The following is a 22,646-nucleotide window of genomic DNA, read 5'->3' as shown; positions in this document are numbered from 1 at the left end:
TAATGCGAGCGTTTACTGATGAATACGATAAACGAAAAGGTGAAATAGAAGCTTACATTACACTTTTACAAGCTTTAAGTTCTGATGGAGCTAAAGTCACTGATATAGATGATAATGAAAGTTCAGTTTCAGCTATTCAACAAAAAGTGTGTAAAGCTTCATGTTACCTTTTAATATATAACTTGGTAGAAGCTACCGTAATGAATGGCGTTCAAAGTATCTATAACAGGATAAAAGATGAAGGATTAGGCTTCTCGGCTATTATGGATTTGTTAAAAAAGGTCTGGTGGCACTCTAAGGGAGAAAGCCTAACATCAACACCGAAAGGTGAACTAATCGAAACCGTTTATAACTATTACTGCGAAACACACTCTGGTGATGCATTAGACTTTAAAGATTTTGTTTCAGGAGTTTCAGGTAATATGGATGCAGATGGTGTGCGTAATGTATGTCATAAATACGGAATCCGCGCAGTTGCAGATGGACGACATCTTGGTAACGTCAAGCAGTATAGAAACTGGCTTGCTCACGGCAACAAATCATTTTCTGATATTGGTCAAGATGTTACAGTAACACAGCTAATTGAGATTAAATCCAATGTATTCTCGTTCTTAGATGAATATGTAAGTAATGTGAATACATACCTTGATAACCAATGTTATAAAGCAACACCTCAAAATTAGGCTCCATAGGGAGCCTTTACTGTAGCCCCATACTAACCCGCACGCATAAAGCTGTGACTTAGAGCAATCGTTAGATTTTATACGTATCTTTGCTCATCACCCATTCTTCCCTACTTCGTTTGTGTAGATAGTCGTTAGATAAAGCTTGTTTGAACAGTGGAATACATCGTGAAAACTCACTTCTTTGTTTAACACGCTGCCAGCAATAGTTTAGGCTCAGGAATGTAAGTCCACTTGATGCAATGGCTCTCGTCGCCCTCACTCCCCCATAAACCTTTCACTGATCTTCCAGTCACGAAAACGTTTGTCTCGATTAAGTTCTAACGTATAACGATTAATTACACTTCAGCCCTTGTTTAACCTTTTATTGCCTCCATATTTTCCATACAATCCTAAGCGATTATAAATAAAAACAATTTCAATTTCGGAGTCCTCATGAGCGACGTAAAGCACTGTAATTTATTGATTCTTGGTTCTGGCCCTGCTGGCTATACAGCTGCAGTTTACGCTGCTCGTGCAAACCTAAACCCAGTACTGGTTACCGGTATGCAGCAAGGTGGTCAGCTTACAACCACAACAGAAGTGGAAAACTGGCCGGGTGATGCTGAAGGTTTAACGGGCCCTGCTCTAATGGATCGCATGAAAGAGCACGCAGAGCGCTTTGAAACAGAGATCCTGTTCGACCACATTAACGAAGTCGATCTATCAAACCGCCCTTTCCGTCTTAAAGGCGATTCTGGCGAGTACACGTGTGATGCATTGATCATCTCAACGGGCGCATCAGCTAAGTACCTAGGTTTAGATTCTGAAGAAGCATTCAAAGGCCGTGGCGTTTCTGCTTGTGCAACGTGTGATGGTTTCTTCTACCGCAACCAGAAAGTTGCAGTTGTGGGTGGTGGAAACACCGCTGTTGAAGAAGCACTTTACCTGTCTAACATCGCGTCTGAAGTGCACCTTGTTCACCGCCGTGACACGTTCCGCGCTGAAAAGATCCTAGTGAAGCGTTTAATGGACAAAGTAGAGAACGGCAACATTGTTCTTCACACTGACCGCACGCTAGACGAAGTTCTAGGCGACGACATGGGCGTAACGGGCGTTCGTATTAAAGATACTCAGTCTGATAAGACAGAAGACATCGAAGTAATGGGTGCATTCATTGCTATCGGTCACCAACCAAACACTGAAATCTTCAAAGGCCAAGTCGACATGAAAGATGACTACATCATCGTTCAGTCTGGTCTTGAAGGTAACGCAACGCAAACCAGCATCCCAGGTGTGTTCGCTGCGGGTGATGTAATGGACCACAACTACCGCCAAGCAATTACTTCTGCTGGTACAGGTTGTATGGCTGCACTGGATGCTGAACGCTTCCTAGATGGCCTTAACGATAAGTAAATCTGAGATTGCAGATTTGATTATCGGTGCTCTCGCCTCAGTAGATGCAGGGCGTCATCACATTTTGTTGTAAATCCCTAGAGCCCAGTGGTATATCCACTGGGCTTTCTTTTGTATACTAGCCGCCCTCAACAAATAATAATTATCATTAAGCCTTCATAATGGATAAGAAAAAACAACGCAGCTTGAACAAGTGGCTTAAGCAACAGAGTAAGTTAGCGAAACGCTGGCTTATGATTGCGATTAGCCTTGGCGTACTTTCAAGCGTGTTCTTAATTGCTCAAGCAGCTCTTCTCGCCTCTATTCTTCACCAGCTGATCATCGAGAATGTCGATAAATCTGAACTGGTTGGTCATTTCGCAGGCTTGGCATTATCGGTCGTTGGCCGTGCTGGCTGTACATGGGGACGTGAAATCGCAGGTTATCGCTGTGGTGAACAGATCCGTGTCTACATCAGGCAACTCATCCTAGATAAGTTACGCGAGTTAGGCCCTGCTTATATCAAAGGCAAACCTGCGGGTACGTGGGCAACGCTGTTGCTAGAACAAGTAGAAGACATGCAAGATTTCTTCTCTCGTTACCTGCCTCAGATGTCTCTGTCGGTAATGATTCCATTCATTATTTTGGTTGTGGTGTTCCCAGTAAACTGGGCTGCTGGCCTTATCTTCTTGCTGACTGCGCCACTGGTGCCGATGTTCATGGCACTTGTGGGTATGAAAGCCGCCGATGCAAACCGTAAAAACTTCAAAGCGCTGCAGCGTCTTTCAGGTCACTTTTACGACCGTTTGCAGTCAATGACGACTATCCGTCTATTCGACCGCACCAACGCTGAAACAGAAGTACTTAAAGGTGCATCTGAAGTGTTCAGAACGCGTACCATGGATGTGTTGAAAATTGCTTTCTTGTCTTCCGCAGTGCTTGAGTTCTTCACGTCGATCTCGATCGCGATGACAGCTGTTTACTTTGGTTTCACCTACATCGGTGAGCTTAACTTCGGTCACTACGGTGTTGGCATTACGCTATTCGCGGGTTTGTTTATCCTTATTTTAGCACCAGAGTTTTACCAACCTCTGCGTGACTTAGGTACTTTCTACCACGCGAAGCAACAAGCGGTTGGCGCAGCCGAAAGTATTGTCGAGTTCTTAGAAACAGACATCACTAAGGTTAAATCAGGCGACACTCAACTCGATCCGGCTCAAGGCATTAATATTGAAGCTACCGACCTAAAAGTGTTAAGCCCTGAAGGCGTTCAATTGGTTGGTCCTATCTCGTTCGCACTGAACACTCGCCAATCGACTGCGTTAGTTGGCCCAAGTGGTGCGGGTAAAACAAGTTTGATCAATGCCATCCTTGGTTTCATGCCTTATGAAGGAAGCTTGAAAATCAATGGGGTTGAACTGCGTGACTTAGACTTAGCCTCTTGGCGTAAAACGATTAGTTGGGTTGGTCAAAACCCATTGTTGTTACACGGCAGCATTCGTGACAACGTCACTCTTGGTAAGCACGATATCGCTGACCAAACAGTTCAAAACGCACTAGAGCAATCATTTGCTAGCGAGTTCGTTAACGAGCACGGCTTGGATTACATGATTTCTGATCGCTCTGGTGGCCTGTCTGTTGGTCAATCTCAACGCTTGGCACTAGCTCGCGCAATGATTCAAGACGGTCAGTTCTGGTTGCTAGATGAACCAACAGCCAGCCTAGATACTCGTAGCGAACAGTTAGTGATGAAAGGCATCAATAGCAACATTGAAAGCCGCACTGCCCTACTTGTGACGCACCAACTCGCTGCTCTTAAATCAGTCGATAATATTCTGGTTATGCGCGATGGTGGTCTGGTTGAACAAGGTCATTACTCTCAGCTTTCGACTGCGGGTGGTTTGTTTGAAGAGATGCTGAACGCGAACTTAGCTCAACAAGATAATAAGGGTAATTTAGATGCGTGATTTACTGCCTTACCTGAAACTCTATAAAAAGCATTGGTTTGGCCTATCGCTAGGCATGCTATTGGCTTTTGCTACTCTGTCGGCTTCTATCGGCTTGTTAACGCTATCAGGCTGGTTCATTTCAGCTTCTGCGGTTGCAGGCCTTACGATTGCGCGTGAAACCTTCAACTACATGCTGCCGGGTGGTGGTGTACGTGGTTTGGCAATGAGCCGTACTGCGGGTCGTTGGGGTGAACGTGTTGTCAGCCATAATGCAACATTCAAATTGTTAACTGATCTGCGTATCTTCTTCTTCAAGAAGCTGGCTCCGCTGATCCCAGGTCGTATCTCAAACCTTCGAGATGCTGACCTTCTCAACCGTTTGGTTGCTGATGTAGACGCCATGGATCACGTGTACTTACGTTTAGTAAGCCCAGTGACGGTGGGTGTGTTCGGGATTTTCTTCCTGACTCTGTTCTTGATGTGGTTCGATAGTTCGCTTGGTTTGATCTTGGGTTCTATCCTTCTGATCATGCTGTTGGTTTGGCCAATCTTATTCTACAAGCTGGGCAAGCGTAACGGCGGTGAACTAACACAGAACAAAGCTGATCTACGTGTGACTACACTCGATTGGATTGAAGGCTACAGCGAACTGACTCTATTCGGTGCAGAAGAACGTTACCGTAATGCAATTCTAGAAACGCAACACAAGCTGATGGCGAATCAGTTTGTAAACGCCAACCTAACCGGTATGGCTTCAGCAGCGCTAATGCTGTTCAACGGTTTGACGCTGGTTCTTATGCTTTGGCTTGCGGCTGACGGTGTGGGTGGCAATGCACCAGACCCGTTCATCGCGCTAATGGCGTTCGCTACTATGGCAAGTTTTGAACTGCTGATGCCTATCGCAGGCGCGTTCCAGCATTTAGGTCAAACTCTGTCTTCTGCTCGTCGCTTGAACGAAGTGATTCTGTCGGAGCCTGAAGTTCAGTTTGCTGAAGAGAAACTCGACATCAACAAGTCGCTTGATATTACGTTCTCAAACGTGACGTTCAACTACCCTGACTCTGAGCGCAGTGTTCTGAACGCTGTTGACCTAACGATCCCTGCCACGCACAAGGTTGCGATTGTGGGTCAAACGGGTTCTGGTAAATCGACTCTGATTCAGCTTCTGACTCGCTACTGGGATCCTAAAAAGGGCTACATCTCAATCGCGGGTATTGAACTAACACAATGGAACGAGTCACAACTGCGTGAATCAATCAGTGTGGTAAGCCAGCGTGTCGACATCTTGAATGGCAGCCTACGCGACAACTTGTTGATTGCGAAACCAGATGCCAACGATGAGCACCTAGCTAACATCCTTAAAGACGTTGGTCTAGAAAAGCTGCTTGAGAATGACGGTCTTGATAGCTGGTTGGGTGACGGTGGTCGTCAACTGTCTGGTGGTGAGAAGCGTCGTATTGGTATCGCACGTGCCATTCTTCATGATGCCCCTATCCTGCTTCTCGATGAGCCGACAGAAGGCTTAGATAAGCAAACTGAGCAGAGCATCATGGCGCTGTTCGAGAAGCACTTCGAAGGCAAAACGGTTATCTTCATTACGCACCGTTTGATTGGTCTGGAATCGATGGATTCAATCGTTCTGATTGAACAAGGCGAGATTGTAGAACACGGCTCTCACGAGAAACTGTTAAATGAAGAAGGACGTTATTTCCAACTTCGTCAGGCAATCTAGCTCCTCATAAGTTATAAAGAAAACCATTCAAAGCCCGAGTTTATACTCGGGCTTTTTAGTGTCTTTATGTTTTTGTATCTTCACTCTTGGGCAATCTATTAGGCAAGTTTGGTTTTAAGCCTCTTTACTAAATCACTGACTTATCGAATTGGTTTTAAACAAAGTTCTGTTTGAGCTTCTCTTCCAGCGCTTGGACGCAAAGTTTGATGGCAATCGGTGTGTTTGAAGCGAATGGATTCAATGCATAAACCGTGTTAGTGGGTAATTGAAAGCTAGGCATGATGTCGATAACCTCATTCGATAACTGAGATAGGTAGAAGTCTGGGATCACACCGATACCGACACCAGATTTGATCAACGCGAGACAACTATGAAAGGAGTTCGTAGTGCAGCTTGCTTGTTGTTGGTAAATAAAGTTTTGATCTGTTTGAGAAGTAAAGTGATGAGAGACTTGCTTACCTTGCCATGAGTTAGCAATGTAAGGAATAGATTCAAGCTCACGAGAACGCATGCTTTCAACGCCACACAACACGTCTTTAAACTCGCCCAAGCGTTTCTGCTTTAGGTTACTGTCACGAGAAGTTCCTACTCGTACTGCGAGATCAATATCGTGTTCCATGAAATCTAAGTGCTGATCATCGCTTATAAGCTCGGGTTTTAGCTTGGGATATTGCTTCATTAGATCTGCGACAACAGGGGCAACGAGCAAGTCCATAAGAGCATTCGGTGCAGTAATACGAATCCGACCTTGTGGCTCTTCTAGCTCAGCTTTGGCCATATCCCAAGCCGAGTCAGCAATCACGTTGATGTCTTTGCAGCTTAAATAAAAACGCTCACCCATACTGGTCAGAGATTGCCTCCGTGTTGTGCGTTTGAGAAGTGAAGCACCTAGTTCTTGTTCCAGAATTTTGAGGTGCTGACTGACGACGGACTTGGATAACTCAAGCTTTTCAGCCGCAGCTGATACTGAGCCCTGCTCTACGATGTGAGCGAAAATCGACATCTGCTTTAGCTTACTCATCTTATTGTTCTCTTTTTACACACAGTATTTTCTATTATCTCTGTTTTTCAACTTAATTTCCAAGGCTAAACTGAATCCAACTTATCGAGACACCCAAATCAAAGACACAGTGTTTGAAAGAAGACTGTTATGGAGAAAGACAATGTTAGACAACCAAATTTTAGAAGCATGTAAGCAAGGCATTAACGCGTGGCAGAAAGCATTCAACAGCCAAGATGCGAAAGGTTGTGCGAATCAATATGCTGAAAGCTGTGTAATGGAAGCGCGTCCATTTGGCACTTTTGAAGGTCGTGAAGCGATTCAAGCATTTTGGCAAAACATCATCGACCAAGGCTTCAAAGACGTTGATTACACCGATGTTAAATGGGAAGAGCACCCAGAAGGAGGCTACATTTTGACGGCTAGTTGGACAATGAACAAAGCATTTGGTGTTGTGCATCGTGAGCACTGGGCACTAGAAGCGGATGGTTGCGCTCGTTTAATCAGCGATGATTTTGAGGTTCAAGGCGAACGCTAGCCTGCTCGCTTTTAAAAGAACAAGCCGCTTTAAAAAATAATGCGATAACAATAGTTATGTCGCTAGAAAATAGTTATGTCGCTAGAAAAACAAAGGCCGGTAGTCTGAACCAGACTAACGGCCTTCTCTTTTTATTCCAGCCTGTTATCGACTGCTTACGAAAAACAACCGTTATAGTGCCGCTTTCTTCGCTTCTGTAATCCAAGCATCAAACGTATTTCGGTTCGCTTTGATCCAACCGTTTACGTGCGCTTCGATATCAGCCGAGCTGTTCTTACCTTTACTCATCATCATGTTCTGAGCACTTACATCATTGATGTTAAGTTTGATGATTTCAAAAAGCTTCGCCGCAGATGGGTTGTTCTTAGCAAACTCTTTGTTCGCAATAATACGCATCGAGTTCATTTCGAAGCCGTAGTTCTTACCGTTAGACAAAGTAGTATCAACATTCGCACGATCACCCGGAAGTGAAGAGAATGGAACTTCTAACCAAACTACGTCTTCGTTAGGAACCAATACACCACTTACCCAATAAGGTGTCCACGTGTAGTAAAGAACTGACTCGCCCTTTTGGTAACGTGAAATCGTATCTGCGATGATCGCTGCATAGTTACCTTGGTTGTGAGTAACGGTATCGTCCAATTTGAATGCAGAGATTTGGTGTTCGATGACCATCTCACAACCCCAACCAGGGTTACAGCCCGTCAGGTCTGCTTTGCCATCGCCATCAGCATCAAACAGCTTAGCGATTTTTGGATCAGTCAATTGACCTATGTTAGTGATGTTGTACTTTTCAGCGGTTTTCTTATCAATAAGGTAACCTTGAGCGGCACCACTTACATATTGGCCTTCACGGTAGAATTTGTCATCGCCACCCGCCATTTTGTATTTGTCAGCGTGTAGTGGGAACCAACCTACTGTTAGGAACGTTGCGTCACCTTTTGCGATAGAAGTGTAAGCTACGTTGTAGTCCACTTCTTGCGTTGATTTCACATCGTAACCAAGCTCTTCTAAAGCACGGTTAACAATCAGTGTTTGGAACGTTTCTTCAGCAACTGAAGATTGAACAGGCTGAACTGATACACCTTCACCCGGTAAGCTTGCAGCCCACACGTTCGTTGATACAGCCAGTGTCGAAACGATGCTAACGGCTAGCTTACTCTTCCATGAATTATTCATTGGTGTTTTTCCTTAGTTGTAGTTCTGATTGTTTACCGCGATTTAAAGCTTTTAGCACAAGGGAAACAGGCCCCATGTGATACCAGCGTAATTTTGTATTACCTGCATTTACCCCAAGAACTTGGGTAATGCGGTCAAGTAGGATTGCAAGAATAACAATGCCTAGGCCACCAACAGCGGCCAATCCCATATCCAGTCGGCCAATACCTCTCAGTACCATTTGACCTAATCCACCTACCGCGATCATTGATGCGATAACCACCATCGATAACGACAGCATCAGTGTTTGGTTCACGCCCGCCATGATGGTTGGCAGTGCAAGTGGTAGTTGAATTCGGTAAAGCATCTGCTTTTTGCTGGCACCGAATGAGTGACCCGCTTCGATCAACTCTTCCGGTACTTGCTGAATACCCAAGATAGTCAAACGTACAACAGGAGGAAGTGCGAATATGATGGTTACCACCACACCCGGAACGTTACCGATACCAAACAACATTACGATGGGTACAAGATAAACGAAGGCTGGCGTCGTTTGCATGGCGTCGAGAATTGGGCGTACGAATTTAGCCGCGGTATTGCTGCGGGCGAGCCATATCCCCATGGGTAAGCCGATCAGCAGACAGAAGAATACCGATGTCATGACCAGTGAAAGCGTGGTCATCGCTTCAGACCAAGCGCCAATCAAGCCAATAAAAGTCAAAGAAACGGCTGTAGCCAAACCAAGCTTCAGGTTCGAAAACTGCCATGCAACTAAAAACAAAATGATCAACATGAATGGTGCAGGTGTCGACACCAACGCCGTTTCAAATGAACTTAGAATGAAATCGATAGGCACACGGATTGCTTGAAACAATGGACGTCCGTGCTCAACTAACCAATTCAGTCCAGACTCTACCCAAGTGTCGACGGGCAAAACTGCTTCTGCAAAAGGGTTAAGTGGATCAAAAGGTGTCGTTTCGACTGTTTCGCTGCTTAACCAATCTGCTGATGGTGAGGTATCAGCTGCTTGACCCCAAGGATCACTTGATGGCTGAGCTGCTGGAGCTGATTGAGACCATGGGTCATTATTTGTTTGTTCAGACGACATGATCTACCCCTTATCCAATGTTTGTAACAGTCGTGACTTAGTTACCACGCCAAAGTAATTACCTTGCTCATCCACAACAGGAACGGAGTAAGGCACACCGCCAACAAGGCCAAGCACATCGTTGATTGGTAAATCAGGGTTCAGCGTTAGGCCATCATCGAGCTGCGCACTGACGAGTGATTTGTTCTCTTTGTGTGCTTTACGAAGGGAATCAACAGAGACAATGCCGGAGTAACGACTGCTTTTCTCAACAACAATGCCGTATTCACGGTCGTTATCCATCAAGATTTGTAGAGCGGACGCTGGGCCGTCATGTTCTGATTTTTTAAATACCGCCGCTGGCTTCTTACGTGCAATGTCTTTCACCGTAAGAACACTTGCTACATTCACACCGCGGAAGAAAGCTTCGACATAATCGTTCGCTGGGTTGTTAAGAATTTCGTCTGGGGTACCCACTTGAACCACCTCACCGTTTTGCATAATGGCAATACGGTCACCGATTCGCATCGCTTCATCCAAATCATGGGAGATGAAAACAATGGTTCGTTTATCGTCATTTTGAAGGCGAATAAGCTCATCTTGCATTTCAGTACGAATCAAAGGATCGAGTGCAGAAAACGCTTCGTCCATTAACAGAATATCAGGGTCACATGCTAGAGCACGAGCCAAACCAACACGCTGCTTCATACCGCCAGACAATTCATCAGGGTAAGATTCTGAATACGGCCCGAGACCGACTCGTTCCAACGCTTCAAATGCTGACTGTTTTCTCTTATCGACTTCAACACCCGCTAGTTCAAGACCAAACGCGGCGTTTTCAATCACTGTCATGTGAGGCATCAATGCGAAGTTTTGGAAAACCATGGAGATGTTGTTGCGACGGACTTCGCGGAGCTCATCTTCTGAGGTGTGGGCAATGTCTTTGCCTCGAAGAAGCACATTACCTTTGGTAGGTTCAATCAAGCGGTTAAGAAGGCGTACTAGGGTTGATTTGCCAGATCCTGACAGGCCCATTATGACGAAAATCTCGCCTTCTTGAATGCTAAGAGAAACATCGTTAACGCCGATCGTTAACCCTGTTTCTTCGAAAACTTTATCTTTGTTCGCGCCTTCATTAATCATTGTAAAAGCACGGTCGGTGTCTTCACCAAACACCTTGTACAGTCCCTTAACTTCCAGTATGGGATCCATGTAATTTAATCCTTTCTTAGTTATCTAAACTAATAGTTATTTAAACTCAAAACCGATTATTTAAACTTAAAAACGGTTATTTAAACCCGAAAAACGATTAGCACTCTAAGCAATTAACCCATGCAAATCAAGGGGCATCGTTCTGTAAAGCCGATGAAAAACCGTTAAAACCCCAGCCCAAACAAAGGTCAAATATCAAGCCCATACAAAGCAAAATGTTGATAATAAAGAAATTTAAATCACACTCAACACCTGCGGCATTATGTATTACTTACAGATAGATTATTGAATATTTATTTCACATCAGAACAATTAATAGGCCAAATAGACCAAGAATATGCACAAATAGTTCGTGTACAAATAATTCGAATACAAACCAATTAAGAGAATTTAAACGCCACTAAGACCGGTAAATTAACACCATTACGAGGCGCGCACTCCCAATGACTTTTACACACATATGAAGGGCAATCTGGATAGAGTCCGTCCAATTAGGCACAGATCGGATTGATACCTTCATCTCCGATATAGAAGACATAACACCAACTGTGATACTTGCTGCAAACTGTCAAAAGTCGATTACCCAGGCCGAAAGACAACTTGTAGAGTACACATTGCTGATCCATTCTTTATCTAAAGGCTGGACACTCTTTCGGACGGATAAAAGGACAGGTATTAGAATGATAAAAATGCTGGTGTGTGACTTTGATGGAACGCTTGATGGCGGCTCGTCTCATGGGGTTGATCAGTTGTTTAACTACTTAACAAAACAACCGGATATCCGCTTTATCATCGCGACAGGTAGAACACTGCCCTCAATTCGTGTGGGTTTAGCTTCTGACAACTACCCGAAACCACACACGATTATCAGCGACGTAGGCACGAGAATTCATCACGAGCACTCCCAAACACCGGATCACACCTGGCACAATCAATTAGAAGCGTCTTGGAACAAGTCAAAGGTTGAGTCTGCACTTGCATCGCTCGATTTCATGGGAGAGCGCTTAGAGAGCCATCAAGGGGAATACAAGATCACTTTCGAAGGAAAACTCTCAGAGCCTCAACATGAGCTGATCGCATCTCGTCTGGAATCACACGGTTTAGATGTACACCTTACTTATTCCCACGATTGGTACTTAGATATCACGCCTAAGGGTGTCAACAAGGCCACAGCGATTCATCATCTACTTAAACAACATCAGTTAAGCATTGAAGAGGTATGCGTGGCTGGCGATTCAGCGAACGACACCTCGATGCTAACCATAGATGGCGTAAATTCAATATTGGTCGCGAATCATTACCCTGAGATCGCTCACCTGTCCGATCGAGATAACGTATACACCAGCAGAGCAACACATGCAGAGGGTGTATTAGAAGGCCTTAAATACTGGCAAGGGCTTGCTGCGTCGGGTAATTAATACAAGTGTATCAAGCAGATCGCCTCGACTTGATACACTTATTTCCAACCAGGAAGCCAATGATCCTTATCGGTTAGATCGCGCCAGTTAATGTCTTCTTCTCGTTTCGTCATCACCGCTTCTATTAAGCAACGAATGACCTCCCCTTCTTCGAATTCGACCTCAGTGATCATAAAGTGCTTTTCTTTCTTTACTGGGCTAACGGCCGTCCATTTACTGCGAAGTAGTTTCTTTGGATTGATTCGATTCATTGATCTTATCTCTCGCTGTGATGTCGTTGATTAATATGAGTTGTCTACTCGACACTGGGTAATAGTCTCTATGACGCAAAAAAGATCATAAAAAAAGCCAGCGATTAAAGCTGGCTCTATTCTGGTGATTGTTTCTCGTTAGAGATTAACCATTTTTAGGTGGATCAAATGCCGTCAGTTCTAATGCTGGGCCTGTGTATTTTTCAATTTTCACAAGCGCAGAATTCGCAGCACAACCATTTGCCAAACGAGAAGTTGGAATATCCAACGTGAGCACGTTACAGCCACCATTTTTACATAAACCTGTCTCTTTATCTAAATCTGGCCAACCGCCTTCATGGATACATACAGCACCCTGTTTGATACCATCAGTCACTAATGCACCAACCAGTACTTGTCCACGATCGTTATATGCACGAACCAAATCTCCGGTTTTGATGCCACGTACTTTCGCGTCTTCTACGTTAATGGAGATAGGTTCACGGTTACCAATAGCGTACTCTTCACGCAATTTTGCATAGTTAAATTGACTGTGTAAACGGTGGGCCGCATGCGCTGTCATCAACTGAAGTTCATCACTCTTCGCTTTACCAAAGAACTCTGTAGGCTCAATCCACGTTGGATGCGCTGGACAATCCGCAAGATTGTAGCCTTCGATTGTTTTAGAGAAGATCTCGATCTTACCACTTGGTGTACCTAGCGGATTCATCACAGGGTCTTTACGGAAATCAGCATGGCGAACGAACTGTGCAGCTTTCTTGTTGTATTTCATTTCAATAAGCTGGTTATCATCCCAGAACTTACCAAACTTAGGCATACGTACACGTGCAGATTTACCCGCTTTTTGCGCTGCATCGTAGAAGCCTTTCAACCAAGCCATTTCGTCTTTACCTTCAGTAAAGACATCGCGACCACCGGCTTTGATCATCTCAGACATATCTGCAAATACATCAAAGTCGTTACGCGCTTCACCTTGAGGTTCAACTACCTTCTTCATTGGTACTAAATGTTGGTTACTGTAGTCACCTGTCATCGTCATATCATTACGTTCAAATGACGTAGTGATTGGCAATACAATATCCGCATGCTTAGCCGCTGCAGTCCAGTAGATCTCAGAGATAACCACAAGTTCAGGTTTTTGCCACGCTTTGATCAAACGGTTGGTATCTTGGTGATGAGTAAAGTTACCACCGCCCGCCCACCAAATCATTTTCAGGTCAGGGAACGTCAGTTCATGACCATTGTGCATATATGATTTGCCTGGGTTTTCCAGTGCTTCTGTAATACGAGCAACAGGGAAGCTGTTCACCGCACCTGAAACTGCCCAGTCGTTACCTGCTGAAGAACCACCACCGATCGAAGCTGAAATCGCAGGTAATACACCAGCATCGCGTGTTGGGTTACCACCATTAGAATAGTGGTAAGACAGACCAAAACCACCGCCAGGAAGACCAATCTGACCAAGCATTGCAGCTAACGTCGCAATCATCCAGTGGCGTTGCTCACCGTATTGTTGACGCTGAATGCCCCAACCCGCCATAAGCATAGTGCGGTTCTGGCTAAAGATGTCTGCTAGAAGCTCAAGTTGTTTCGCAGGAACGCCTGTGATCTCTTCAGCCCATGCTGGCGTCTTTTCAACACCGTCTTCTTTACCCATTAGGTACGCTTCAAACTTATCGTAACCACTGGTGTACTTATTCAGGAACTCTACGTCATGCTTACCCTTCTTAACTAAAGAGTGCGCGATACCCATCATCATTGCGACATCGGTCATTGGGCGCGGCGCAATCCACTGAACTGTGTCACCAAAGAAATCAACGGTTTCGGAACGCATAGGGTCAATCGCGATGATTGTCTTGCCGGACTTCTTAAGTTGATGGAAGAACTCTAGGCCTGAACAGTCGGTTGAACTCCATGCAATCTTAAGCGTGTTCATTGGGTTCATACCCCACAACACAACAACGTCTGAGCTCTCTAGTACCACAGGGTGAGTGGTTTGCTGTTCATAAACTTCGATCGATCCCATTACGTGCGGCATGATCACTTGTGCCGCGCCCGTTGAGTAATCACCTAAGTGACCAGAGTAACCACCAGCCAAGCTCATGTAACGTTGCAGCAACGTTTGTGCTTTATGCAGTACGCCACTTGAACGCCAACCGTAAGAGCCCGCAAATACAGATTCAGGTCCGTTCTCTTTACGAATACGCGTTTGCTGTTCGTGGATCAGCTTATAAGCTTCATCCCAAGACACTCGAACGTAGTCGTCATCACCACGAGAGCCTGTTGGCGCCGATGGATTGTCTAGGAAACCTTTACGTACCATTGGGTATTTGATACGCGCTTTGGTATGAACCTGATCAGGGCCTGTCGTTTGCAAGCTGTTTGGCACTGTTTGTGCCAGAGCATTAGTCGTTGAAACCAACTTGCCATCTTTTACTTCACACAACATCGGTCCCATGCGGCCTGCAGTTAATACACCTTTACCACGCTTATTCGCAGCTGATGCTGTCATCGGCGTCAATGATGTAAATGCCAGCGCACCAGCAGCCATGCCCGATCCTTTGAGGAATCCGCGACGAGTAATATCTGTCATAATTATTTCCCTTTTGTTTCTTAGTGGCCAGCCACATCTTTTGCGTGGTTCTGGAAGTATTTAGTAAGAAGTTCTAAATCTTGGTCTGAAATGTCAGTTCTTTCGCCCATACCTTTTGCAACAGGGCCCCAAGCATTAACGGTGAAGTGGTTCGCGCCAATTTTTGCGTGGCATGTCGAGCAGTAAACGTTGTCGAGTTCTTCAGCGTACTCCCAGATTGGCTCGAGTGAATCCAGTACAGGCGCATCAACGTTCGCGGTTAAGACCGCCGTTCGCCATTCATTGCCGTACGCATCCGTTTTAAAATCACCAACGTCAAGGTTCTGTTGCCCTTGGTCTGTCAGCATCGCAACGATTGAGCGCTGACCTTCGCCGTAGTAAAGCACCTGTTCTGCACCCTTCATTTGGTAAGCATGCAACTCGATTGTGCGCTCAGTACCTTCAACACTTTTCACATCTAGGCGTGCCGTTGGATTAATAGTGCCAAGGTCACCAATACTGATGGTTTCTGCTGAGTAAACGACTTTCGCATTCGGGTCTGTTTTTTCGGTGAATGCCATCAAATTATCAAAGGCTTCGCTGTCCATTTCTGGCTCAGGAGCAAAGTGAGCAACACCTTTGTGGCAGTCGATACAAGTCTGATTATTCTCTTGTCCGTACTCATGCATTTTTGCTGCATCTTCAGATTGCTCGTAGCTGTCCATCGCATCGAAAGTATGACAAGAACGACACGTGGCTGAATCGCTTTCACGCAGTTGTGCCCACACTGTTTCTGCCATTGCCATACGATGTTCTTCGTATTTATCTTCTGTATCAATTTTGCCGGTTACGAACTCATGATAAATATCTTTAGACGCACGAATTTTTGTGATTACGTAGTCAATTGGATCAGAAGGAATATGACAGTCAGAACACTCAGCTCGAATGCCTTTTGCATTGCTGAAGTGGATTGAACCTTCATATTCTTCATACGGAATTTGCATAGTGTGGCAAGAAGTACAGAACTCAGTACTCGATGTGTAGTGCATAACGGCTGCAGTACCGCCCAGCGTTAGCCAACCAATACCTATACCAACAGCGGCAATAAGAGCGATATATCGTTTTTTAATAGACATGTTTAGAAATCATCTTCAACAATTAGTAACAATTGCGATCAGAATAATACTTTAGGGGTAGTCACTATTGATTCACGTCATAAATTGTCTTTATTGACAATAAAGAAAGTGAGCAATGAGACTTCAATACAACTCACTTATAACCGTGACTGCGCAACCAATTGGTTTGATATTCACAAAACAAATAAAGCCAATCTCATTTATAAATTTCAACTAAAAATAACTACACGCCTTCCTATTTAAATCGCACTAAAATCAAGATAAGGAGTAACGAACCCGCCTATAATATTTGCAAAATTACGGCATTGAATTAGGCATGAACCAAACAGAGTTCCAACAAAAAATAGCGAGTTTTACTTCGATTGAACAAGCCCTTGATTACTTTGAAATTGGGTTTGATAGCAAGTTCATCGACCAAAATAGAATAGAGCTTGTGAAGCGCTTCAATGGTTATCTGATCCTGTCAAAGCCGGATGATTGGTTTGCTGGAAGAAGAGCGCTGAAAAATGCGTACTGTAAGGTGCAACGCAGTAAACTCGATCGCTATACACGCTCTGCCTGTCGTGGTTGCACGACTTGCCAACGTCGATAGCTCAAAGTTAACCGTTAAATAGCTGTCGATTTAAAAGTAGGCAGCTAAAAAACAGATAGCTGAAATAACATCTCATTACGATTTAGTTAGTGGTTTGCTCGAAAAAAAGTGTGCTAATCTTACGGCAACTCAACTACGAGATAAAAACTACAATGAAAATTTTCAGCAACTTCGAAAGCGGCAACATTCACGTCGTTTCAGCAGATTCACCACAAAACATTCAACTAACTATTCCAGCGGATAATCAAACTGAAATCGCACAATGGTTTCATTTCCGCTTAGAAAGTGAAGCTCAACAAGCTCACCACTTTGAAATCGGCCAATTGGCAACATCTGCCTACCCTGAAGGCTGGAAAGATTATGATGTGGTTGCATCGTATGACCGTGAAGAGTGGTTCCGCATTCCATCTCAATTCGATGGCGACACTTTAAGCTTTGATATCATTCCTGAACACGATTCAATGTACTTCGCGTACTTCGCACCGTATTCATACGATCGTCATCAAGATCTCTTGCACAGTGCTCAAACGCACCCTGCTTGTAAGCTAGAAACTCTGGGCCATACGTTAGATAACAACGACATCACTTTGCTAACCATCGGTGAGCCAAGTGCAGAGAAGAAAAACATCTGGGTTATTGGTCGCCAACATCCGGGCGAGACCATGGCTGAATGGCTGATCGAAGGTCTGCTACAACGCTTGCTTGATGAGACAGACACAGTAGGCCGCTCACTGTTAGACAGCGTTGTATTCCGCGTTGTACCTAACATGAACCCAGACGGCAGTATCCGTGGCCACCTACGCACTAACGGTATTGGCGTTAACCTAAACCGTGAATGGCAGTCACCTTCTATGGAACGCAGCCCTGAGGTTTTCTTTGTTCGCGAGCGCATGCTAGAAACTGGCGTTGACCTTTGTCTAGACATTCACGGCGACGAAGCAATCCCATATAACTTTGTTGCTGGTAGCGAAGGCACACCTTCATACAACGAGCGCATTGCAAAACTAGAGAATCACTTCAAGCAAGCTCTTCTGACTATCACGCCAGAGTTCCAAGATGAATTTGGCTACGATAAAGACGAACCGGGCAAAGCAAATATGACCGTCGGCACAAACTGGATCGGCGAACAGTTCAAGTGTTTGGCATACACTGTCGAGATGCCATTTAAAGATCACATCAGCCACGCTGACGAACTGTACGGTTGGTCTCCAGAGCGCAGTGTTGCATTTGGTCACGACATGCTAGCAGCGGTTTGGGCAACAGTAGACGAGCTATAAGACGAAACAAACTCGTTAGTTTGTCTTTAGAAGTAGTTTGTTCATATAGATGACAAAGCCCAGCACTCGTCAAAGTGCTGGGCTTTTTATATCAGATAATGATGAGTTACTTGGGTTTTAGGCGTTTAGAAGCTTTGCTTATGCCACTCTGAGGTTCGCGAAGAAAACCGGGTACCTTTGCCTAATGTGTCGTTGTTCAGCCACCATATCTTTGAAACTCGGGCCTTGTGATAACAGAACGATCACTTCATCGCCTTCTTGCCTCAATACAGAACCACGAATATCAATGCTGTTATTACCATGCAACCATAAAATGCCTGCCATTGAGAAGCCTCGATAGACCGGGATGATGTTACTCATCATCAAGCGCACGCCTTTTTCAGAAACTTCACTGACATGAAAAAGTTCATCTTTGATTCGTATCACTGGGCGCGCCTTTTTAGGGTACTTCAGGCGGTAATACTCACGTTTCTGGGTGAATGACTCTTCACTCATCGATGACTCCCTGTCTCTATTTTTATTTCTATTTATTAAAAAACAAGCTAGTAAAACAACTCAAAAACACACCATACCGTTGGCTCTATTCATCCTTTAACTTCTAAGCTAGATTCAAAACAAAGATGCCAACCAAATGGATAACTGATAATTATATCGACTTTGTGATCAATTGCTTTAGGTTTTTACTCCAAAATATTCATAGTCTTTAGGATTCAATAAAAAATGGGATGTAAGTCGTCTATCTCAAATTCGATTTCGCCATATTAAGACTAAAGGGCAAGCTGAAGTTCACCGATAAACTGATTCTCTAACTTTTGACGTCCTGTTAAACTCCACCTCCCTTTTGATACTTGGTTCATTTATGTCATTTGATAGCCTAGCCCTTAACCCAAAAACCGTCTCCGCGATCCCATCTCAATTCAATAAGCCGACAGAGATACAGCAAGCGGTAATTCCTACAATTATTGCGGGGAAAGACGTGCTGGCGTTGGCTCAAACGGGTAGCGGAAAAACGTTGGCATTTGGCTTACCTTTGCTGAACAACATCAAGCATGATGTAAATGAACTACAAGCGATAATCATTGTTCCAACCCGTGAACTTGCCTCTCAAGTAGCCAAAGCACTAGAACCCATCGCAACCACACTTGATATCAAAACGGTGATACTGACTGGTGGAGTTGATATTGAGAGCCAGCAACAGCAATTGTTAGAAAAGCCACAACTCGTGATCGCAACTCCTGGCCGCCTACATGCCGTTATTCAAGAGAACAAGCTCGAGCTAACCCAATGCAAGTCTTTAGTTCTTGATGAGGCAGACCGTTTACTCGACATGGGATTTTGGCCAGATGTTCAAACCATTATTTCTGCTCTTCCTAAAAAGCATCAAACACTGCTGTTTTCGGCTACGCTGCCAAAAGAGCTGATCAGTCAGACTGAAGCGCTTCTTGTTAATCCAGTAAAGGTCACGACGCATCAAGAAAACAGTGTGGTCGCGGCTATTGAAGAAACTCTGTACTTAGTGAACAAAGGCAGTAAAGCTCAAGCGCTGATCGCCCTACTCAATCAGCACGCATGGTCGCAGGTATTGGTATTTATTGGCGCAAAAGACAATGCAGATGCATTAACCAAGCGATTGAGTAAAGCCAAAATAAGTGTGAATGCGCTACACGGAAATAAGAGCCAAGAAGAGCGAGAGCAAGCATTAGAGAGTTTCAAAAATGGCAAGACTCGTGCGCTTATCGCCACCGACGTTATGGCTAGAGGCATCCATATTGATCAACTACCTGTCGTAATTAACTTTGATTTGCCATCGCATTCGGCGACTTACGTACACCGAGTTGGTCGCACAGCAAGAGCAGGAAGTACTGGCAGCGCGATCTCTCTGGTTAGCCACAGCGAAACTGACTACCTGAATGCAATTCGTACTCTGACCAATAAACCGCTTATGCTACAAGCGTTGGAAGGCTTCCCAGTTACAGACAAACCTGCATCTGAAGCGACAGCTCGTAAACGTCCGCCTAAAGACAAAATGGCTAACCGAAGAACCGCAAAAAAGAAGAGTGTTAAGCAATTTAAGAGCAAACCAAGTTCTTCGAAATAACCTGTTATTCAAAGTAACCACAGAAAATCGAATAGCCCAGTTTGCACTGGGCTTTTTTATGGTTGATCTCATATTAGCAGGACCAAAATACAAACTTATGCCCTCAAACCTCCATAAAGATGCCAACCTAAATGACACTTTTATGAATTATGATGCCAAGGTATTGATTCTTGGTTGCTCAAAAAAAATACTCTAAAATCACGTTGACGCCCCTATATCTGACAACTAGATTTTTCTATTAGTGTCTAAAAACCGGGAGGTCATTGAAATGAAACGTGCAAGCTCTACATATCGATTACAACTGATTAAGGAAGTGGCTACTCGCCGAGATCGTCAGCGTTCTAATGACCCGATGGCAAACTACATACAAAACCTAATAGACAACAAAGATGACTGTGATACCTCGGTGGAACGTAACCAGAGATTCAGTGGCAGTCATTTTGATGAGCATATTGGTGGTTGGGTTAGCGACCATTGGGGTAGCAAGTAAGCCTATATCTCTAGTCACTGATATAGTCGATAGAACAGCATCGTTAGCTGTAGAATTAATATCCGTATTAACCTATCATCTGCAACAATTCCCTATCCAAGAGTAAGCAGAAAGTGCCTGAGTTAAAAAGAGAAAAAGAAGTGATGGTTGCCTTCCAAGTGATCCCTCGCGTTAAAGAAGGCAACAACTTCGAAGTGGTTGATAAAGCAATTGAAGTTGTGAAAGCTGCCGATGTGCCTTTCCAAGTCGGAGCTATGGAAACCACGATGAAAGGTGAACTCAACCTACTGTTAGATATCGTTAAAAAAGCAGAACAAGCTTGCTACGATGCAGGGGCTGTAGAAGTGATCACAAACATTAAAATTCACAGTAAAACCACCGAAGCCGATGATACATTTTGCACGTACCATCGTGGTGTAACGAAAGCGAATCACATGTTTGTTTAGCAATATGTTTATTTCAGAAAGCTGTTTATTTAAGAAAACAGGGCTTTAAGAAAGACTCTGAAGAACCAGTGATGTTATTGAAAAGGCATGTCTGAAAGGTGAGAAAGGATTTCCATTCGTTCTTCTTCTGACATCGAATGCCAATCACGCGGAGCCTCTTCAGGGTCATCTTTCGCCCCGATCGGTTTACGATCCAGTGCTTTAACTGGCTCTTTTTTGAATTTTCCGTTCTTTTTATTCATACCGACACCACTCCTTCAGGTACAAAGGTACCTACCTTAATATTACACCCCAACCATTATGTAAAGTAATAGTTACCTCGAGGTTAAATAAAATTTCAATACTTCCTCTTTAGCCGAAAAGATCTCTTTGGGGACTTGTACTTCCCTCTTCGTCAACCGACTTACCAACCAAATTTTTTTGCTTCATTATTTTTCTTCTATAGCGCTGACGACACAGCTTTATGACGTGTAACTGTTCTGACGGCGTCATCGACATCCAATTAAAGCGCTCCTCCCTTTTACGCATACAGCCATTGCAATAGCCTTTGTCATCGCTTGAGCAAACCCCCACGCAAGGGCTTGGAACTTGGAAAAACTCTAGCTGCTCCACCGCGCCTCCTTACATAATCAAAATTACGCTTACTATCTCAAAAATAAGCGATTAATTTGTCGCCTAGCTCATGAAATCCATACTAAACTATGACCTTATACTGACACATATAGTGTTTTGTAAACTATACTTTGAACCCATCAAGTTACACTTATTCGGTAACTTCGTTCTTTCCTTTGGAGCCTTATAATATGAAGTTTAGTTCAAAAAAATTACTAGCAGTAGCCGCTTTACCTATGATGCTAGCAGCATGCACAACAACAGGTGATAACGCGATGCAAGTAACACCAACCGATCTACAGCACCATAATTGGGAACTTGCGCAAATTGATGGCAAGAACATTGAGAAAAGCGAACACCAAGCGACACCTCGTCTAGAGATCGGCGAAAAGATGACGGCAAACGGCATGGCTGGTTGTAACAACTTCTTCGGTCAAGGCGAACTAAAAGACGGTCAATTCCGCATTAAGCAAATGGGCATGACCATGAAAATGTGTCACGGCTCAGCAATGGAAATCGAACAATCGGTTTCCGCGACTCTAAGCGAGTGGAGCGACGTAACACTAACAAACGATACGCTAGTATTGAAAAACGATGTACACACGCTAACGTACACAATTCGTGACTGGGTAAACTAATCAGTCAGAGAAACCAAATATTGATTGAAGGAGCCCTAGTGGCTCCTTTTTTATTGCTTTTTTACACTCATGATTCCTTCAAAACTGACACTCATCGCTTACTTTTCGTACCAACCTCCAATAAACCTAAAAAATCTATCATTTGAGTGCAATAAATTCATCAGTTCAACGGTCTGTTGCTAGGATGGTAAGAGCCCTTAAGTAATTGATTGAATTTACTGTTGAATTAGAAATTATTTCAGAAACAGATAGAATAATAGGGCGTGTTGATCTTTCGAGCTGATTTTTGCAGCGAGTTGCTGGGTATTTATACAAGGCAGAGGCGTCGATGTGTAGCTAGCCTACATGAGAAGCCGATAACGCAGTAGAAATGACCAGCAAAC

At 44.2% G+C, this 22,646-nt stretch carries 22 protein-coding genes; 12 read left to right on the top strand and 10 right to left on the bottom strand.

All coding sequences use genetic code 11. The annotated features are described in order from the left end of the window. The first annotated feature begins 2 nt into the window (after positions 1–2). The 4 genes from AB4180_RS10460 to cydC all read left to right on the top strand — a co-directional run bounded on the left by AB4180_RS10460 (position 3) and on the right by cydC (position 5,738). The gene (locus AB4180_RS10460; RefSeq protein ID WP_017099615.1) at positions 3–683 is read left to right on the top strand and encodes an MAE_28990/MAE_18760 family HEPN-like nuclease; all 681 of its coding nucleotides are present in this window, start codon (positions 3–5) and stop codon (positions 681–683) included. A gap of 435 nt (positions 684–1,118) precedes the next feature. Continuing rightward, a complete protein-coding gene (gene trxB / locus AB4180_RS10455) occupies positions 1,119–2,078 on the top strand; it encodes a thioredoxin-disulfide reductase (RefSeq protein WP_004733400.1) in 960 nt (319 codons plus the stop codon). 161 nt (positions 2,079–2,239) lie between these two features. Further along, on the top strand, positions 2,240–4,024 hold the full coding sequence (cydD, locus tag AB4180_RS10450) for a heme ABC transporter permease/ATP-binding protein CydD (protein ID WP_102250598.1): 1,785 nt from the start codon (positions 2,240–2,242) through the stop codon (positions 4,022–4,024). Beyond that, positions 4,017–5,738: a heme ABC transporter ATP-binding protein/permease CydC gene (gene cydC, locus AB4180_RS10445; protein WP_102250599.1), complete on the top strand. Its 1,722-nt coding sequence runs from the start codon at positions 4,017–4,019 to the stop codon at positions 5,736–5,738. Before cydD ends, cydC begins: the two co-directional genes overlap by 8 nt. 154 nt (positions 5,739–5,892) lie before the next feature. On the opposite strand, the gene AB4180_RS10440 is transcribed toward cydC, so the two are convergent. Further along, entirely contained in the window at positions 5,893–6,759 is an 867-nt protein-coding gene (locus tag AB4180_RS10440) for a LysR family transcriptional regulator (protein WP_102250600.1), read from the bottom strand. 142 nt (positions 6,760–6,901) lie between these two features. Between AB4180_RS10440 and AB4180_RS10435 the strand changes: the two genes are divergently transcribed. Further along, positions 6,902–7,276, top strand: coding sequence for a nuclear transport factor 2 family protein (locus AB4180_RS10435; protein ID WP_102250601.1), 375 nt, complete (start codon positions 6,902–6,904; stop codon positions 7,274–7,276). Positions 7,277–7,447: 171 nt separating this feature from the next. Here the strand turns inward: AB4180_RS10435 and proX are convergent, their stop codons facing one another. The 3 genes from proX to proV are packed head-to-tail and all read right to left on the bottom strand — an operon-like array spanning position 7,448 to position 10,733. Next, on the bottom strand, positions 7,448–8,455 hold the full coding sequence (proX, locus tag AB4180_RS10430; protein ID WP_009846457.1) for a glycine betaine/L-proline ABC transporter substrate-binding protein ProX: 1,008 nt from the start codon (positions 8,453–8,455) through the stop codon (positions 7,448–7,450). Next, on the bottom strand, positions 8,448–9,542 hold the full coding sequence (proW, locus tag AB4180_RS10425; RefSeq protein ID WP_009846456.1) for a glycine betaine/L-proline ABC transporter permease ProW: 1,095 nt from the start codon (positions 9,540–9,542) through the stop codon (positions 8,448–8,450). The genes proX and proW overlap by 8 nt, the downstream gene beginning before the upstream one ends. 3 nt (positions 9,543–9,545) lie before the next feature. Then, entirely contained in the window at positions 9,546–10,733 is a 1,188-nt protein-coding gene (gene proV / locus AB4180_RS10420) for a glycine betaine/L-proline ABC transporter ATP-binding protein ProV (RefSeq protein WP_009846455.1), read from the bottom strand. Positions 10,734–11,413: 680 nt separating this feature from the next. On the opposite strand from proV, the gene AB4180_RS10415 reads away from it, so the two are divergent. Further along, positions 11,414–12,151, top strand: a complete 738-nt coding sequence (locus AB4180_RS10415; protein WP_029223161.1) for an HAD-IIB family hydrolase — start codon at positions 11,414–11,416, stop codon at positions 12,149–12,151. A 38-nt stretch (positions 12,152–12,189) separates the two neighbouring features. Here AB4180_RS10415 and AB4180_RS10410 read toward each other — a convergent pair whose 3' ends face one another. The 3 genes from AB4180_RS10410 to AB4180_RS10400 all read right to left on the bottom strand — a co-directional run bounded on the left by AB4180_RS10410 (position 12,190) and on the right by AB4180_RS10400 (position 16,110). Beyond that, a complete protein-coding gene (locus AB4180_RS10410) occupies positions 12,190–12,402 on the bottom strand; it encodes a TIGR02450 family Trp-rich protein (RefSeq protein ID WP_009846453.1) in 213 nt (70 codons plus the stop codon). Positions 12,403–12,547: 145 nt separating this feature from the next. Then, positions 12,548–14,995, bottom strand: coding sequence for a molybdopterin guanine dinucleotide-containing S/N-oxide reductase (locus tag AB4180_RS10405; RefSeq protein WP_029225303.1), 2,448 nt, complete (start codon positions 14,993–14,995; stop codon positions 12,548–12,550). 20 nt (positions 14,996–15,015) lie between these two features. Next, on the bottom strand, positions 15,016–16,110 hold the full coding sequence (locus AB4180_RS10400; protein WP_102250602.1) for a NapC/NirT family cytochrome c: 1,095 nt from the start codon (positions 16,108–16,110) through the stop codon (positions 15,016–15,018). Positions 16,111–16,426: 316 nt separating this feature from the next. Between AB4180_RS10400 and AB4180_RS10395 the strand changes: the two genes are divergently transcribed. Beyond that, complete coding sequence (locus AB4180_RS10395; RefSeq protein WP_065679126.1) at positions 16,427–16,702, top strand: nitrogenase-stabilizing/protective protein NifW; 276 nt, start codon at positions 16,427–16,429, stop codon at positions 16,700–16,702. A gap of 152 nt (positions 16,703–16,854) precedes the next feature. Beyond that, positions 16,855–17,979: a M14-type cytosolic carboxypeptidase gene (locus AB4180_RS10390; protein ID WP_041472773.1), complete on the top strand. Its 1,125-nt coding sequence runs from the start codon at positions 16,855–16,857 to the stop codon at positions 17,977–17,979. A gap of 138 nt (positions 17,980–18,117) precedes the next feature. Here AB4180_RS10390 and AB4180_RS10385 read toward each other — a convergent pair whose 3' ends face one another. Beyond that, complete coding sequence (locus tag AB4180_RS10385) at positions 18,118–18,474, bottom strand: PilZ domain-containing protein (RefSeq protein WP_102250603.1); 357 nt, start codon at positions 18,472–18,474, stop codon at positions 18,118–18,120. Positions 18,475–18,838: 364 nt separating this feature from the next. Between AB4180_RS10385 and AB4180_RS10380 the strand changes: the two genes are divergently transcribed. From AB4180_RS10380 to AB4180_RS10370, 3 genes are all read left to right on the top strand, one after another. Further along, entirely contained in the window at positions 18,839–20,077 is a 1,239-nt protein-coding gene (locus AB4180_RS10380) for a DEAD/DEAH box helicase (protein ID WP_102250604.1), read from the top strand. A 268-nt stretch (positions 20,078–20,345) separates the two neighbouring features. Next, the gene (locus tag AB4180_RS10375; protein ID WP_009846448.1) at positions 20,346–20,567 is read left to right on the top strand and encodes a hypothetical protein; all 222 of its coding nucleotides are present in this window, start codon (positions 20,346–20,348) and stop codon (positions 20,565–20,567) included. Positions 20,568–20,710: 143 nt separating this feature from the next. Next, a complete protein-coding gene (locus AB4180_RS10370) occupies positions 20,711–21,013 on the top strand; it encodes a thiamine-binding protein (RefSeq protein ID WP_032555230.1) in 303 nt (100 codons plus the stop codon). 74 nt (positions 21,014–21,087) lie between these two features. On the opposite strand, the gene AB4180_RS10365 is transcribed toward AB4180_RS10370, so the two are convergent. Continuing rightward, entirely contained in the window at positions 21,088–21,255 is a 168-nt protein-coding gene (locus AB4180_RS10365) for a hypothetical protein (RefSeq protein WP_017099427.1), read from the bottom strand. A 109-nt stretch (positions 21,256–21,364) separates the two neighbouring features. Further along, on the bottom strand, positions 21,365–21,625 hold the full coding sequence (locus AB4180_RS10360; RefSeq protein ID WP_017098649.1) for a DUF1289 domain-containing protein: 261 nt from the start codon (positions 21,623–21,625) through the stop codon (positions 21,365–21,367). A gap of 191 nt (positions 21,626–21,816) precedes the next feature. On the opposite strand from AB4180_RS10360, the gene AB4180_RS10355 reads away from it, so the two are divergent. Then, the gene (locus AB4180_RS10355) at positions 21,817–22,263 is read left to right on the top strand and encodes an META domain-containing protein (protein WP_009846444.1); all 447 of its coding nucleotides are present in this window, start codon (positions 21,817–21,819) and stop codon (positions 22,261–22,263) included. Positions 22,264–22,646: the final 383 nt, after the last annotated feature.

The organism is Vibrio sp. 10N.286.49.C3, assembly GCF_041469545.1.
In the GTDB taxonomy this organism is placed as follows: Bacteria; Pseudomonadota; Gammaproteobacteria; order Enterobacterales; family Vibrionaceae; genus Vibrio; species Vibrio tasmaniensis_A.
Note: the sequence above shows the minus strand (reverse complement) of the source record. Positions and strands in the feature narration are given on the sequence as shown.

What these genes read in the sequence shown, in the direction of transcription:
- AB4180_RS10460 (WP_017099615.1), top strand. Translation starts at nt 3, where the DNA reads ATGCGAGCGTTTACTGATGAATACGATAAACGAAAAGGTGAAATAGAA.
- trxB (WP_004733400.1), top strand. Translation starts at nt 1,119, where the DNA reads ATGAGCGACGTAAAGCACTGTAATTTATTGATTCTTGGTTCTGGCCCT.
- cydD (WP_102250598.1), top strand. Translation starts at nt 2,240, where the DNA reads ATGGATAAGAAAAAACAACGCAGCTTGAACAAGTGGCTTAAGCAACAG.
- cydC (WP_102250599.1), top strand. Translation starts at nt 4,017, where the DNA reads ATGCGTGATTTACTGCCTTACCTGAAACTCTATAAAAAGCATTGGTTT.
- AB4180_RS10440 (WP_102250600.1), bottom strand. Translation starts at nt 6,759, where the DNA reads ATGAGTAAGCTAAAGCAGATGTCGATTTTCGCTCACATCGTAGAGCAG.
- AB4180_RS10435 (WP_102250601.1), top strand. Translation starts at nt 6,902, where the DNA reads ATGTTAGACAACCAAATTTTAGAAGCATGTAAGCAAGGCATTAACGCG.
- proX (WP_009846457.1), bottom strand. Translation starts at nt 8,455, where the DNA reads ATGAATAATTCATGGAAGAGTAAGCTAGCCGTTAGCATCGTTTCGACA.
- proW (WP_009846456.1), bottom strand. Translation starts at nt 9,542, where the DNA reads ATGTCGTCTGAACAAACAAATAATGACCCATGGTCTCAATCAGCTCCA.
- proV (WP_009846455.1), bottom strand. Translation starts at nt 10,733, where the DNA reads ATGGATCCCATACTGGAAGTTAAGGGACTGTACAAGGTGTTTGGTGAA.
- AB4180_RS10415 (WP_029223161.1), top strand. Translation starts at nt 11,414, where the DNA reads ATGATAAAAATGCTGGTGTGTGACTTTGATGGAACGCTTGATGGCGGC.
- AB4180_RS10410 (WP_009846453.1), bottom strand. Translation starts at nt 12,402, where the DNA reads ATGAATCGAATCAATCCAAAGAAACTACTTCGCAGTAAATGGACGGCC.
- AB4180_RS10405 (WP_029225303.1), bottom strand. Translation starts at nt 14,995, where the DNA reads ATGACAGATATTACTCGTCGCGGATTCCTCAAAGGATCGGGCATGGCT.
- AB4180_RS10400 (WP_102250602.1), bottom strand. Translation starts at nt 16,110, where the DNA reads ATGTCTATTAAAAAACGATATATCGCTCTTATTGCCGCTGTTGGTATA.
- AB4180_RS10395 (WP_065679126.1), top strand. Translation starts at nt 16,427, where the DNA reads ATGAACCAAACAGAGTTCCAACAAAAAATAGCGAGTTTTACTTCGATT.
- AB4180_RS10390 (WP_041472773.1), top strand. Translation starts at nt 16,855, where the DNA reads ATGAAAATTTTCAGCAACTTCGAAAGCGGCAACATTCACGTCGTTTCA.
- AB4180_RS10385 (WP_102250603.1), bottom strand. Translation starts at nt 18,474, where the DNA reads ATGAGTGAAGAGTCATTCACCCAGAAACGTGAGTATTACCGCCTGAAG.
- AB4180_RS10380 (WP_102250604.1), top strand. Translation starts at nt 18,839, where the DNA reads ATGTCATTTGATAGCCTAGCCCTTAACCCAAAAACCGTCTCCGCGATC.
- AB4180_RS10375 (WP_009846448.1), top strand. Translation starts at nt 20,346, where the DNA reads ATGAAACGTGCAAGCTCTACATATCGATTACAACTGATTAAGGAAGTG.
- AB4180_RS10370 (WP_032555230.1), top strand. Translation starts at nt 20,711, where the DNA reads ATGGTTGCCTTCCAAGTGATCCCTCGCGTTAAAGAAGGCAACAACTTC.
- AB4180_RS10365 (WP_017099427.1), bottom strand. Translation starts at nt 21,255, where the DNA reads ATGAATAAAAAGAACGGAAAATTCAAAAAAGAGCCAGTTAAAGCACTG.
- AB4180_RS10355 (WP_009846444.1), top strand. Translation starts at nt 21,817, where the DNA reads ATGAAGTTTAGTTCAAAAAAATTACTAGCAGTAGCCGCTTTACCTATG.